This window comes from Maritalea sp. (assembly GCF_047634455.1).
Taxonomy (GTDB): Bacteria; Pseudomonadota; Alphaproteobacteria; order Rhizobiales; family Devosiaceae; genus Maritalea.
In genome coordinates, this window is record NZ_JBLIAI010000003.1 from 126,986 (window position 1) to 140,707 (window position 13,722).

General features: G+C 52.2%; 15 protein-coding genes. 9 read left to right on the forward strand and 6 right to left on the reverse strand.

Annotated features, from left to right (window positions below):
• Positions 1–49 precede the first annotated feature (49 nt).
• From ACJAZW_RS02185 to ACJAZW_RS02220, 8 genes are all read left to right on the forward strand, one after another.
• Positions 50–1,903 carry a cytochrome c peroxidase gene (locus tag ACJAZW_RS02185; protein ID WP_415155219.1) on the forward strand — a complete coding sequence of 618 codons (1,854 nt, stop codon included), beginning with the start codon at positions 50–52 and terminating at the stop codon, positions 1,901–1,903.
• Positions 1,903–2,763 (forward strand): phosphate/phosphite/phosphonate ABC transporter substrate-binding protein, encoded by an 861-nt coding sequence (locus tag ACJAZW_RS02190; protein ID WP_415155220.1) that lies wholly within the window; start codon positions 1,903–1,905, stop codon positions 2,761–2,763. The genes ACJAZW_RS02185 and ACJAZW_RS02190 overlap by 1 nt, the downstream gene beginning before the upstream one ends.
• A complete protein-coding gene (locus ACJAZW_RS02195; RefSeq protein WP_415155221.1) occupies positions 2,760–3,530 on the forward strand; it encodes a phosphonate ABC transporter ATP-binding protein in 771 nt (256 codons plus the stop codon). Before ACJAZW_RS02190 ends, ACJAZW_RS02195 begins: the two co-directional genes overlap by 4 nt.
• The gene (gene phnE / locus ACJAZW_RS02200; protein WP_415155222.1) at positions 3,530–4,273 is read left to right on the forward strand and encodes a phosphonate ABC transporter, permease protein PhnE; all 744 of its coding nucleotides are present in this window, start codon (positions 3,530–3,532) and stop codon (positions 4,271–4,273) included. The genes ACJAZW_RS02195 and phnE overlap by 1 nt, the downstream gene beginning before the upstream one ends.
• A 260-nt stretch (positions 4,274–4,533) precedes the next feature.
• Entirely contained in the window at positions 4,534–4,887 is a 354-nt protein-coding gene (locus ACJAZW_RS02205) for a hypothetical protein (protein ID WP_415155223.1), read from the forward strand.
• A 144-nt stretch (positions 4,888–5,031) separates the two neighbouring features.
• Positions 5,032–5,646 carry a hypothetical protein gene (locus ACJAZW_RS02210; protein WP_415155224.1) on the forward strand — a complete coding sequence of 205 codons (615 nt, stop codon included), beginning with the start codon at positions 5,032–5,034 and terminating at the stop codon, positions 5,644–5,646.
• A 34-nt stretch (positions 5,647–5,680) separates the two neighbouring features.
• Positions 5,681–7,261: a cytochrome c oxidase subunit I gene (locus tag ACJAZW_RS02215; RefSeq protein ID WP_415155225.1), complete on the forward strand. Its 1,581-nt coding sequence runs from the start codon at positions 5,681–5,683 to the stop codon at positions 7,259–7,261.
• Between the two features lie 13 nt (positions 7,262–7,274).
• Entirely contained in the window at positions 7,275–8,351 is a 1,077-nt protein-coding gene (locus ACJAZW_RS02220; protein ID WP_415155226.1) for a multicopper oxidase domain-containing protein, read from the forward strand.
• 154 nt (positions 8,352–8,505) lie between these two features.
• Here ACJAZW_RS02220 and ACJAZW_RS02225 read toward each other — a convergent pair whose 3' ends face one another.
• Both ACJAZW_RS02225 and ACJAZW_RS02230 read right to left on the reverse strand, forming a co-directional pair.
• Positions 8,506–9,717 carry an MFS transporter gene (locus tag ACJAZW_RS02225; protein ID WP_415155227.1) on the reverse strand — a complete coding sequence of 404 codons (1,212 nt, stop codon included), beginning with the start codon at positions 9,715–9,717 and terminating at the stop codon, positions 8,506–8,508.
• Positions 9,717–10,070 (reverse strand): DsrE/DsrF/TusD sulfur relay family protein, encoded by a 354-nt coding sequence (locus tag ACJAZW_RS02230; protein ID WP_415155228.1) that lies wholly within the window; start codon positions 10,068–10,070, stop codon positions 9,717–9,719. The genes ACJAZW_RS02225 and ACJAZW_RS02230 overlap by 1 nt, the downstream gene beginning before the upstream one ends.
• Positions 10,071–10,137: 67 nt before the next feature.
• Here ACJAZW_RS02230 and ACJAZW_RS02235 point away from each other — a divergent pair, with 67 nt between their 5' ends.
• Positions 10,138–10,797, forward strand: a complete 660-nt coding sequence (locus tag ACJAZW_RS02235; protein WP_415155229.1) for an ArsR/SmtB family transcription factor — start codon at positions 10,138–10,140, stop codon at positions 10,795–10,797.
• Between the two features lie 250 nt (positions 10,798–11,047).
• Here the strand turns inward: ACJAZW_RS02235 and ACJAZW_RS02240 are convergent, their stop codons facing one another.
• The 4 genes from ACJAZW_RS02240 to ACJAZW_RS02255 form a co-directional block, all read right to left on the reverse strand.
• Positions 11,048–11,224: a hypothetical protein gene (locus ACJAZW_RS02240; protein ID WP_415155230.1), complete on the reverse strand. Its 177-nt coding sequence runs from the start codon at positions 11,222–11,224 to the stop codon at positions 11,048–11,050.
• Positions 11,225–11,286: 62 nt separating this feature from the next.
• A complete protein-coding gene (locus ACJAZW_RS02245; protein ID WP_415155231.1) occupies positions 11,287–11,496 on the reverse strand; it encodes a cold-shock protein in 210 nt (69 codons plus the stop codon).
• 536 nt (positions 11,497–12,032) lie between these two features.
• On the reverse strand, positions 12,033–12,734 hold the full coding sequence (locus ACJAZW_RS02250) for a type 1 glutamine amidotransferase domain-containing protein (protein ID WP_415155232.1): 702 nt from the start codon (positions 12,732–12,734) through the stop codon (positions 12,033–12,035).
• 129 nt (positions 12,735–12,863) lie between these two features.
• Positions 12,864–13,469, reverse strand: coding sequence for a TetR/AcrR family transcriptional regulator (locus tag ACJAZW_RS02255; RefSeq protein ID WP_415155233.1), 606 nt, complete (start codon positions 13,467–13,469; stop codon positions 12,864–12,866).
• Between the last annotated feature and the right edge of the window lie 253 nt (positions 13,470–13,722).

Below are 13,722 nucleotides of genomic sequence, written 5' to 3' on the forward strand. Positions count from 1 at the left end.
AGTTAGCCATGGCTAATTTAGTTAGCCGTAGCTAATTTCTGGATGCACAATGAAACGTTTTCTATCCGCCGCCGCCCTCTTTTTGCTGCCTATAGCAGCATATGCCACGCCGATTAAGGAGGCTCCATGGGTGCCGCGCGCTGCCGCATATCGAATGACCCTGTTTTTAGGAAACCTTGACCCAATGCCGTGGGATCAATTGGCGCGCAGCTGGAACAGTCCGGTTGCAGGTAGCGCACGCGACGTGGCAGCGTCTTCAAAAATGTCGGCAGCTGAAATTATGGCGCTGAATGCAGCCCTAGAAGGTAAAGACCGTCAGGCGTTGTTTCAGACAGCAACCGATGTGGTGGAAAATGGTATTTTGCAATCTCTTGTCGCGGCACATGACGCCCTGGGCACCCCGGCAGCCGCACAGAATGTCGCGTTGGCCGAGGCGCTGTACCGCGCGTTTGCCGACGGGATAAAAGCCGGTGACCCCAACGGTTTTCGAGAGCTCGGCCGCGCTTGGTTGACTTTGAATTCGGCGGTTGGGAGCGCTGGTTTATCGCGATCCGGCACACTAGAGCCAGATCGCGACGCCTTCACCGCAGCTCACCAAGCAATCGAAACCTATTTGCGCGACAATTATACCGCCGACAATTTTGCACCACGTGCCAAACTGTCGTCGGTGCCAGAAACCATTGCACAAAGCGGCGCGCCAGTTGAACTGCCAACATCTTTGCCACCTGGAACAAATATAGCCGATCAGCGCGAATTTCCACGGCTGGTGTTGCAATTCGAAGAGGCGGGCCTTGACGAGGCAGACATGCCATTGGTTGCCTATGGTGACATGTTGTTTGACAGCCCCCAGATTTTTGGCGGGCCTGCCCGAGATCTGGGTATTTCCTGTTCCACATGTCACAATCGGTCAGACGTGAACCGTGATTTTTTCATTCCCGGGCTTAGCAGTCGTGCAGGTGGTATGGATGTGGATGGATCGTTCTTCAACCCAATGTTCAACGACCGTACAGATGATCATCTTGATACACCTTCACTGCGCGGCATCCGATTTACCGCCCCTTATGGCCGGGATGGGCGTGAAGCGAGCTTGCGCGATTTTACCCGCAACGTCATCGTGACAGAATTCGCAGGCAAAGAACCCACACCGTTCCAGTTGGACGCCTTGCTGGCCTACATGCGCCAATTTGATTTTTTGCCCAATGCGCAAATTGATCGGGCAGGTAATTTAACCGATCTTGCCTCTGAGGCCGCAAAACGAGGCGAAATTATCTTCAATACACCGTATGACGGGTTGAATGGGCGCGCATGTGCAAGCTGTCACACACCGGATCGTAATTTTCGCGACGGACAGACCTATGATATTGGCTCATCCACCCCCCCATTTACAGGCGGTACAGTCACCCAGTTTGAAACGCCAACATTGCGCAATATCAACTTTTCTGCGCCCTATATGCATGACGGTTCATTACCAACACTAGCAAGCGTGGTCGCCTGGTTTGATAGCACCAAATCGCTAGGGTTGGGCACGGTGGAACGCGCCGATCTGGTGGCCTATCTTGAGGCTGTGGGCGACGGCAAAGACCCCTACCAAGTATTCGAAGGTCGCAACAGCACCTTCCGTCTTGCCTTTGATGAATTGACCACTTTTGCCTCGACCTTGAATACACTCATCCCAATGCAGGACGCTGAAAATATTGCACTTTTGGTGGACACAGTTGCACCTGATTTGTCGGCGGATGCCGCCGTGATGGTCAATCAGGCTGCCAAGCCTGACGTTTACCGGCTGTCTGCTCATCTGCGTGCCGTGGGGGAGGCCAGTGCTGCGGGCGATTGGGGCGAAGCTGCCGCTGAATGGGCAGCGTTCAAGAAGCTGCAATCTGAAATTGACAAAGGAATGTATTGATGCTGAACCGGCGCGTATTTCTGACATCACTCACCGCTCTGGCTCTGAGTACATCCGTAGCTTTTGCACAAGAAACGCTAAAAATCGCCTTTATTCCACAGGAAAATCCTGAAAAACTGTTGGGGGATATTGACGTTATTACGTCATGGATGGGCGAGCAATTGGGCCAACCGGTTTTAGGGTTTGTAACCTTTGATCATGCAGCCGCAGTTGAGGCTTTGCGTAACGGTGATGCCGATATTTCTTTCATGGGGGCATTGCCTTTTGTGCTGGCGGAGGCCGAAATGGGTGCCGAACCTCTGGTGTCAGAAATTTATCGAGGCTACCCCAGTTATGCAGGTCGAATTTTCGTTCGCAATGACAGCGGCATTGACACACTTGCCGACCTGAAGGGGCGTGACATTGCCTTTGCTGATCCGGTATCTGAATCAGGTTACCTATATCCTCTTGACCTGTTTGTGGAAGAGGGGCTGTTCGAAGGTACGCGGGGCGCTGACAATTTTTTTGGCAATATTTTCTTTGCCGGGGGGTATCAGCAGGCCATGCAAGCGATGGCAAATGGACTTGTGGATGCAGCAGGGGCCAGCCAATATGCTGACATGCTTTTGACGCCCAATCAGCAGGCAGAGATCAAGGTGATCGGCGAATCTGTGCAAATTCCTAGTCACGCAGTCATCGCCCGCCCAGACTTAGACGAAGATATAAAGGCACGTTTTACGACGATGATGATGTCGTTGAATAGCCCGGAGAACCAGCATTTGTTGACCTATCTGTACGGACCGGATGGGTATGTTGTTTCAGATGTTGCCGCCTATGAAGGCGTGCGCGAGAAAGCAAAAAAATATGGCCTATTGCGATGACGGAATGCCTTGTTCTTTCCAGAATATCCCATCATTTTGATGGCGTCTGTGCCTTAAACAACATAGATTTGACGGTGTCACAAGGTGAGCGCATCGCGCTTTTGGGACCATCCGGTGCGGGGAAATCCACGCTACTAGCGATACTGGATCGTCAACTGCCCTTGAACAAGGGTACGGCACGGATTCTGGACAAGTCCTTGGCTAAGGGCGACGCGTTTACCCGTATAGACCGCGCCAATGTAGGGTTTATTTTTCAGGAGTTCGCGCTGTTGGATCGTCTTAGTGTGTACCAGAACGTAATGAACGGCCGTTTGGGTCGCACAAGGCGCTGGCCGTCACTTTGGGGGCAATTTGATACCCGGGATCATTTGGTCGTTGCCAGCGTTTTATCTGATGTAGGGCTGTCTGAATTTGCAAACAGGCGCGCAGATCAACTCTCAGGGGGGCAGCGTCAGCGCGTGGCGATTGCACGTTGCCTTGCTCAGGAGCCAAAATTGATCCTAGCGGACGAACCCGTAAGTAACCTTGATCCGACCCGGGCCGCCAACCTGTTAGCACTGATCACAGCGCGCACACATAGTGACGGCACAAGCGTTATCTTCAGCTCGCACCAGCCCGATCTTGCCCGGCAGTTTTCTGATCGCGTCATCGGACTGCGCAATGGTGAAATCCTGTTTGATCAGCCCTCATCAACTGTCAGCCAGACAGACATCGCACAGCTTTACGACGGCGCGCACATCGAACTTGACTTGCGTGTGGTCAATTAATGAGCAGACAATTGATCTGGATATTTGCTGGCGGTGTCGTGGTTTGGGCCGCGCTGAGTATGGACATTAGTGCAGACAGATTGTCCCTCGCCATCCCACGCCTTGGTGAATTTCTTGGCCGCATGTTTCCGCCGGATTGGAGTGTCTGGCCCGAAATTTTGAAAGGCATGATTGAAACATTGCGTATAGCGATCCTGGGCACGTTCTTTTCTGTGCTTCTATCAGCGGGTCTTGCTGTGCTGGCGTCCCAAAGGCTGTTTCCGCGCCTGATCTGGCAGCCTGTGCGCGCATTTCTTGCAATGATCAGAGCAATTCCGTTAATCGTGATCGCAATGCTTATGGTCGCCTCAGTTGGGCTTGGCCCATTGCCCGGCATTCTGGCCATAACGATTCACGCGACCGGCATGCTGGCAAAGTTTTACGCTGAGGCCATCGATAACGTCTCCGAGGCACCGGTCAGCGCCCTTGCAAGTGCAGGCGCATCTCGCGCACAGCAATTGCGTTGGGGTATATGGCCGCAAATGGCACCTGTGATCCTGCGTGATACCATATTCCGTTTTGAACTGAACCTACGCGAAAGCCTGGTTTTGGGTATTGTCGGTGCGGGAGGGATCGGCTTGTACGTACAGACTTATGTCCGCTCTTTTCAATATGACAAAGCCGCAGCGGTTACGCTGGCCATTGTCGCACTTGTCCTTATGTCAGAATTTGTCGCTGTGATCGTACAACGCAAGTTCTCCTAGCGCTGATTTCCCCACAACCCTGCCATATATCCATATCCGCAAGTCAGGTAAACGCTCAAGAATTCGTATAATGTTCAGTTGGTTGAAATTGCAGCCTTAGAGTGTTTCGTCGCAGCCACGAAAATGTGCCCCGCCAGTCACTCGACAGACAAAATGTTGACGGTTTTGTTCGAGCAGGTGTGCTTGGCATTACAATCTGGCCGCCAAGTCTATTATATTTTTTTCTTGCATGATGATAATATTGCGGCGAAGGTATGTGCATGAAAGTCTCTTGGTTTGTCCGAATATTGTTCTTGTTGCTTGCCTTAGGGCTTGCCAGTAATTCATTTGCTGGCGGCATGAGTGCAGCCAAACCAATGCAGCAAAGCGCGGTATTTACAGCGCAGGATTCACTGCCGATGCCGACGGGAATGCCGAACGGGGCAAACTGTTGCCTCACGTCCGGGCTATGTTTGGTTGGAAACGGAGCCGGTTGTGGCAGCGGTTTTGCGCTGCTTGCCAAGACCGGTTGGAGCTTGGCGGTTCCCTCCGCGGCAAAACCTGACATGCCGGACACAGCGCCGCTAATGACGCAGCTTACGCTCGCACCATTCATGCGACCGCCGCGCGTCTAATCCCCTTATTTGCCAATCCTGTCTGCCGGATACGCGGGCTATGATGGCACCCCTGCGATAGGCCGGTACGTCTGTCGTTAATTCAATTATTGCTCGTGACTCTCCCCTCGGGAATGTCACAGCGTCGACTCCAAGGAGAACACCATGGAATCCGCACTTGGCCTGAGTAACTATCTGGCAACAATGATGATCATCGTTTTCCTCCTTCTGGGGTTGGGGATTGGCGCACTCTTTTTAGCGTTATTCCTGCCCACACGATGGAGACCTAAATATTGGATGGAATTTGCATTTATTGGTGTGCTGGTTGTCGTGGTCTGGTACGGCGACAAGCGCAGCACTGAAGTGGTTGGCGCTTACCAAGGTGAAATGGCCCAAGCTGGGGTGTTGGATGAACCAGCGATCGACGGGTCAGCCGGTTTCGATAAAGAACTCAAGGTGATCGCTTTTCAATGGGGCTTTGCGTTTCTGACCGACGACAACATGATCAGTCGCAACGCCGCGATTGTGCAGCCGGGTGAAACCATCTTGTTCCGGATATTTTCGAATGACGTGATCCACGGGTTCAACATTCCAGCAGCTGGGATCACCGTTGAATTCGACCCTGGCAAGGAACGTGATGTCTGGATCCGCGCGCCGAAAGAGCCCGGAAAATATCTGATCCAGTGCTTGAACTATTGCGGCATTGGTCATGCCCAGATGAAGGCATGGTTGGTTGTTGAAGGTCCCGAAGGCGTTGCAAGCGAAGGTGCTGACGCCTGAGCCCGGTCAAAATGAAATTTAGGAGAGATTACTGATGGCACATGCATATGATGCCGAGAGAATGGGCGAAACGCCCCATTGGGAGCCCGAAGACATTATCGGCAAGATGACGTTGAAGTCGCTGCTTTTCTCGAACGATTACCGCCATATCGCGATCAAGGGCATTCTGACATCCGTGGTGATGCTTGGCCTTGGTGGGTTGATGGCGATCATGTTCCGCACCGAGCTGGCCGTGCCAGACGTGCAATTTTTTGGGGCGCGGCCCTATATGCAGCTGATGACGTTGCACGGGATGTTCATGGTTTTTGGATTCATCATACCGTTCGTTATTTCGCTGAATTATTACATGATGCCCAAGGTTTTAGGCACCGGGCGGCTACTTTGGGCCGGTGCAGCACAATGGAGCTACTGGCTGTTGATTCTGGCAGCAGTGTTTCTGGTGATCGCACGTCCTGACTTTACCTGGACATTCTATCCCCCGATGTCACTGCGTGTTGGTGGCAATCTGGCGTTTCTTGGCTACTTGGCGGTAGCGCTGGTGGCTATTTCGGAGTTTTTGGCCGGGGCGGTCATGATGCGGAATGGCTGGGAAGCTGCGCGCCGGCTGAGCTGGCGTAAACTACCGCTCATGGGTTGGGGAGCGATTTCCGAAGGCATTCTGCTGATGGGGTCAACCCCTATCCTTGCCCTTGTTGGCATATTTATGTTGACCGATTGGCTACAGATCACGGCCATGTTTGACCCCGCCCGTGGTGGCGACGTGATGACATTCATGTTCATGTTCTGGTTTTACGGTCACCCAGCGGTTTATCTGCCCCTGATGCCAGCCATCGCGGTTTTGTACACATTGCTGCCACGCTTTCTTGGCCGCCCGATCTGGAGTTATTGGTCCGCTGTCGTTGCTTTTTCATTGCTAACGGTACTCGGTTTCGTGGTTTATCCGCACCATTTCCAGCCGGCAGAAAATGTTGTCGGATTGATCCAGCGCGCGACGCAAATTCTGACATTAGCGATCTTTATCCCCTCAACCCTGCACGTGTTCAACTGGATCGCGTCGCTGTGGTCTGAGCGGATACCCGATTCGGCCCGTCGCGCGGTGCCGTTCAAATTCATCGTCGCGTCAATCTTCTTCCTGATGTTGGGCGGTGTAACGGCTTATGTGAACGCGCAGATCGCAACAGACAGCGACTTTGTGCACAATACCTATTTTGTGCCGGCACACTTTCACGCAATGTTTGTCGGGTTCATGGCCAATATGGCGATGGCAGGGGCTTACTATCTTTACCCTTACTTCACCGGTCGAATGTTCAACCAGGCACTCGCCAATACTCATTTCTGGTTTTGGCAAATAGGGATATTCTCCAAAGTGACCCTGATGTATTATCTAGGCTATGTCTATTTCCCGCGCTGGGTCGTAGACTATTTGCCCTTGCAACAATGGGCATTGCCACAGTTGTTGCTCACCGGAGCGGCTTATCTCATTGGGTTGGGATTCCTCGTGTTCGTCACTAATATCATGTGGAGTGCTAGCCGCGGTCGTAAGGCCGATGCCGACCCATGGGCGCTCAGCGATGATGCTGTTACGCCGGACGCTGCTGCGCAGCCTGCGGAATGAAAGGAAACCTGCAATGATTATGCGTTTTTACTTGATCGCGGGAGTACTCCTTCTTGGATCGACCGCTTATTTTACGGTGGTCCGGCAAGAACCTGGCTACCAGGGCGTGTCGGCAATGTCGTCGGTGACTGAGTTGCAAAACAAAGGCATTTTGCCAACGGGTCCGTTCGCAGAAAACGAAGAAATCGAGCACGGTGTGTTTGAAGTCCCGCCCATGGACGAAGTGATGCTTGAGCAGGCTGTGAGCGATATGGACATGGGTAGCATGGACATGAGCGGCATGGACATGACACCTGCAGACGGCGGTACCATGACCATGCCTGACGGTAGCACAATGCCAGCGGCTGACATGGCACCAGCGGACGGCGACACTATGACCATGCCCGATGGCGCAACAATGCCTGCGGCCGATATGGCACCCGCGGACAGCGACACCATGACCATGCCGGATGGCAGCACAATGCCGATGGCTGATATGGCACCTGCAGATGGTGACACAATGGCTATGCCTGACGGTAGCACAATGCCTGCGGCCGATATGGCACCTGCAGATGGTGACACAATGGCTATGCCTGACGGCAGCACGATGCCAGCTTCTGATATGGCACCTGCGGATGGTGACACTATGACCATGCCTGACGATACAACGATGCCCATGGCCAATATGGCAATGGCGACCGATTGTTCGGGAGACAATGGACTTGGTTTCTGTGCTGACGACGCAGCTGCGGATCGCGAGATTGAGCTCTCGATGTCGGAATGGACATTTTCCGACCTGAGCGTTGAAGTTCAAAAGGGCGAACGCATACGATTCACTGTCCGCAATGATGGCAAGAACCTGCATGAGTTCATGTTTATGGCTATGGCACAAATGCAAGCGGTGAACTATCGGGCGCAGCGGGCCGACTGGAACTTACTCGAACACGAGGCGCTGTTTGAACAGTCGCTGATGTTGCCTGGTGAAAGCATCAGCTTTGTTGTCGAAGTGCAAAGCACAGGCAGTTGGATGTTCATGTGCATGGTGCCTTATCACATGCAAATGGGCATGATGGGCCAAATCGCCACACCCGGTGCGGCCATGGATATGTGACGCAATAAAGAAGTTTTCTGACCCCGGGCGCTGTGCTGACATTTGCGGCATTGTTGACAGCGCTTAGGGTCGGGCTTTTGCAATTTGGCGAACACCAATCTCCGAAGCCATTGATGATAAACTATCGAGCTGCTCGCGTGCAGTTCAATTAAGGTTATGACCCCACAGAACGATCGACGGTCTTTGTGCTGTGACTTGCGAGCCAAAGAATGGCCGCAGCCGCGAGACCTAACCACGGCAAAAGCATGGTGTTGAGCATTTGCCATCCAAAGGAATTTTGCATCACGCCTGCACCCAGCGAAGCAGCAAGCCCAACGATGAAGATCGTCAGATCATTGGTGCCTTGAGCCTTTCCCTTTTCCGCTGGGCTATAGGCGCGGGTCAAAAGGGTGGTGCCACCAATAAATAGAAAGTTCCAACCCACCCCAAGCAGGATTAGTGCTGCAGTGAACGAATAGACGCCAACACCCGACAGGGTAAACAATACATGGCCCGTTAGCAGTATAATGCCAGTGAACATGATGCGCAGAACACCAAAGCGGGCAATAAGAGAGCCGGTGAAGAACGAGGGTAAGAACATACCCAAAACATGCAACTGGATGACCGTGGCGGTCGTGCCAAGACTGTGGTTATGATTCACCATGGCTAGCGGCGTCGCGGTCATGGCAAGGATCATTATGCCATAGCCTGTGACGGCGCCAAACAGGGCAACCAGGTAGGTCGGCTGACGCACAATTTCCCACAGAGGCCGTGGCGCAGCCTTCTCAATTACCGACTCAACGGCGCGCGGGACGTTAACAAAAAGCAGTACGCCAACGGCTATCGCTGAAGCTAGTGCCAAAAACAGGAACGAGGCCGTATAAGTCGGATTGAGCAGATCGCCGCCAACACGAGCGAGCGTGGGGCCCGCCAATGCAGCGACTACGCCACCTGCTAACACAAGTGAGATCGCGCGGGGTTTGAAGTCACCCACAGCCACTTCGGCGGCAGCAAAGCGATAAAACTGTGCGAACCCCTGATATGTACCCGCCAAGAATGTTCCAACGCAAAGCAGCAGCAAAGACGAGGTAATCATTCCCCCCGCCGCTAACAGTCCGCCCAGGGTGCCAAGACTTGCCCCCGTAACAAAACCAATTTTTCGGCCTACGCGCGTCATCCACATCGATGCCGGTACGGTCGAAAGTGCCGTACCAAGAAACATTGCCGCAATCGGAGCGGTGGCCCATTCAGGTGCGGGGGCAAGCAAGCTTCCTGCCAACCCCCCAATGGTCATCACCAGCACAGAAACCGTCTGGAAAAGCGCTTGTGCGGTGGCAAGTAGAAATACTTGGCGATGCATCGCCTTTTTATTGAGCGCTGCTGTCATCAGAAAACCAAAACTTTTAAGGCGCTGAGGGTGGCTGTTGCTAACTCTTCCATTGTACTCCGCTCGGCCCCCTCCAACATTTCTTCTTGCGTTAAGCCGCGGGCATCCATGCAGGCGCCACAAAGCAACACTTTTCCACCTGCAGCCACGATCCGCTTGGTCATTCGTTCCACATTATAGTACCCGTTGGGGGTCTTCTGGCCGGCCTTGGCTGAAAGCACAGCGTCCGCCATTAAGAATACCGTCAGAGGAACAGATGGGTCGGCTTTTAAGAGCGCCTGAGCGAGGCGGAGCGCATTGTAAACACGCTCCGTGCCATATGGTGGATCATTGATTATAATGAGAATGCTCATTGGATTTCCCTTTGGGTTGACATGAAGTTCTATTATTCAATAGAATGCTTGAATGAAGGAGATGCGAATGTCAAGCCTTTCGCCAAAACAGCAAATGTTTGCGCATTTTGCGAGCTTAGCTCGCGCTCTGGGCAATGAAAATCGCCTGGAATTATTGGAGCTGTTAGCGCAATCTCCGCAAAATGTGGACGCCTTAACGGCCACCACGGGATTGTCATTTGCCAATGTCTCGCAGCATTTGCAGCATATGCGCAAGGCGGGCTTAGTGGTCGGTGAGCGCGACGGGAAGAATGTGCGCTATCGTTTGCAAGACGGGCCGATTGTAGAGGCTGTGACGGCTTTGCGCACCTTGGCCGAGCACAATATGGCTGAGGTTCGGGGTGTCATTGATGGCTATTTTTTGGAACTTGACAGTATGGAGCCAATTGGCCCCAACGAGCTCCTTTTGCGGCTTGAGGCTGGCAGCGTGACCTTGCTCGATGTGCGGCCAGAAGACGAGTTTAGAGCGGGCCACTTACCTAGCGCCAAAAACATCACGCTTGAAAAATTGGCGGGCCAGCTGGCGGACCTGCCGCGGGATACGGAAATTGTTGCTTATTGTCGCGGGCCTTACTGTGTGCTGTCATTCGAGGCAGTTCAAGCGCTTCGTGCAGAAGGTTTTACAGTACGCCGCTACAAGGACGGGTTTCCCGAATGGAAGGCAGCGGGTTTACCAGTGGAATCATGATGATCTGGCAACCTTTGGAATTGCTGGTGGTTTGACAAAGGCCGAACTGCGTCGCGCCCAAAGCATGTTCTGCAATTGGGATCGGCAATGTCGTGATGCGGGAAAGAAACAAATGTGCGGTGATAACGTGTTTGATGGTTTGGGCAATTTGGCTGGAGCTTGCGGCGCACAGGAATTTTTACCGAATTGCCAGTCAACCCGCTTGGCTCAGCTCAGCACTTGTTGATGCAGGGCGAGTTTTCAGAACGGACTACTTTTTGTTTTTCGTGCGCTCTTGAGTTTCCTTGGCAAGGCGAAGCGCCTTCAGGCGAGCCGTGTTTTCGCTCGTCTTCATTTCTTTTTCCTGACGCTCACTCAGCGTAACTTTTTTTGTGCGCTCAATGGCCGCAAAGCGCTCTTCAGCACGCGTCCTTAAGATACTGATCACAGCAAGATCCTTAATGTAAGGGAAAAAAGGGGCCACGCAACAAGCGTAGCCCCAATCATTATTTAGTCAACCAACTCAAGGTTGGTAGCAGAAAGCTTGCCGTCACGGCCGCTTTCAAGTTCATAAGAAACTTTTTGACCATCAGCGAGACCTGAAAGGCCTGCATTTTCGACAGCTGAAATGTGCACGAATGCATCTTTGCCACCATCGTCTGGAGAAATAAAGCCGAAGCCTTTAGTGCTGTTGAAGAATTTAACGGTGCCGTTTGTCATGGCTGATACCTTTTATATATATAGATGCCCGCCGCCAGAGGCGTACGAGCGAGATCCCCATGGGCGACATGCTCATGGGTTGAAACGTTCACGAAATCAGGGGGAAGCCAAACAATCCGGCAGGCCGGAGGATCAGTTAGCCAATGACGGCTTTAAACGCGCTTTGTATATGTGGGGCTTTTTTCTCCAAAAATCAAGTTTCTTATTATTTATGCCAACATTTATGGCGTTTAAGTACCAAAACGCCCACCCAACGTGCAACAATGCGTATCTGTACGGCCCGGATTGCCGCAAATTATGCAAACCATGCAAATCACTAAAATCGGCATTTGCGGGCGCAGGCGGCATTGTTTTGCGGTCAGGCGGGCGCGCCGATGCGGTTCAGTGGTGTAAGCAAAGAATTCGAGTGTCGGCGGCTATTCGCACCGCCGACACCTTGCTCATTGCTTCAGGCCAAGCCCATACCTTTTCGACATTTTGCAAGCTCAAGCTCGATAGCGTCTGTCGCCCATTCACGTTTGATGCCAATTATGCAGTTATCTGGCCATACTTGCTGCTTCAGTCTTCATTGTTTCCAACAGCACTAGCGCAGCTGCGGAAGATGAACCCGGGTTTTGCCCCGTTATTAGAATTCCGTCTTGCACAACATGTGACGCCCAATCAGCTCCAGCCGAAAACTTTCCGCCTTTCTGCTTAAGCATATCTTCAACTAGATACGGAACAATTTCGGTGAGTTGCACCGCTTCCTCTTCAGAATTGGTGAAGCCTGTCACTGTCTTCCCGCTGACAAGTGGCTTGCCATCGGGTGACTTGACGTCGCGCAGAACTCCTGGAGCATGGCAGACCAATGCGATGGGTTTGTTCGCCGCCGAGAAGGCTTCAATCAGGGCAATCGAATTGCGATCCTCAGTAAGATCCCAAAGCGGGCCGTGGCCGCCCGGGTAGAACACAGCGTCAAATTCTGCTTGCGAAAGGTCGCCCAGTTTCAAGGTATTGGCCAACGCAGTCTGAGCGACAGTATCATTTTCAAATCGGCGCGTGTTATCGGTCTGGAAATCAGCCTCGTTGCTTTTCGGGTCCAGAGGGGGTTGCCCGCCTTTCGGCGAAGCTAGAGTAATTTCAGCACCCGCGTCCTTGAAAATGTAATATGGGGCGGCCAGTTCTTCCAGCCAAAATCCAGTTTTCAAACCGGTATCCCCTAGGGCATCGTGTGAGGTTAAAACTACGAGTATTTTCATTTGATCATTCCTTTTTGTTTTCTTGCTAAATGTTCGGACAGCACATGCTGGCCGCTCAGGCCAATTTGATTGCATCAAAATTAGACCGGTCGTCTATTGTCTGTCGAAAATTGGTACTGTTATTCCCGTCTAGTCAGTTTTGGTAATCCCCAACACGCCTCGCGTTGCGACCATCGCCGCCATCAACGGCGCATCATTTCTGGAGATTTTTGCCAAAAGACTTGCACCCAGCCAGATTTGGTAAAGCGTCTCTGCTAAGTGCGATGGTTTGACTTCGATAGTTAGCGAGCCGTCTAAGACTCCATTTTCAATGGCTTTGGTGAGCCGTGCGATGATGCGGGTGGTGCCCTGTAGAAGAACATTTCGCATACCTTCGGACAGATCAGCCACTTCGGCGGCAAGTTTGACAACCAGGCATTTGCTTTGCGGGTCTGATACAGTTTGTGTCGTCACCCAGTTGCGCCAGTAATTCACCAGCTTTTCAGCGCCGTCCAAATTGCCCTGATCAAACAATTGGTCCATGCTTTTCAGATAGTCATCAAAATACCGTTGCAAAAGCGCCTCACCAAACGCTTCTTTGGATTTGAAATAATGATAGAATGAACCCTTCGGCACGCCTGCGCTGAGCAAAATTTCATTGAGTCCAACTGCAGAAAACCCCCTGCTGCTCATTGTCATTTGGGCGACATCGAGGATTTCTTGACGAACGTCGACATTTTGCGTTTCACTTTTCATAGGTTGAAACTTAGCCTAAAATAGACCAGTCGTCTAGTGCTAATTTTTCGATTACGGATTACGGATTTGGAATTACGGAATTACGGGGACAGTTTACTAAACTAGGAATTACGGGGACAGGGAATTACGGGGAATTACGGGGACAGTTTACTAAACTACGCAATATCCTGCGAATGGACAGCCGCATTCTAATTGCAACTCCAATATCCGACAGCGTACTTTCAAATTAACAAAAGCAGTATTCGTTGTTAGA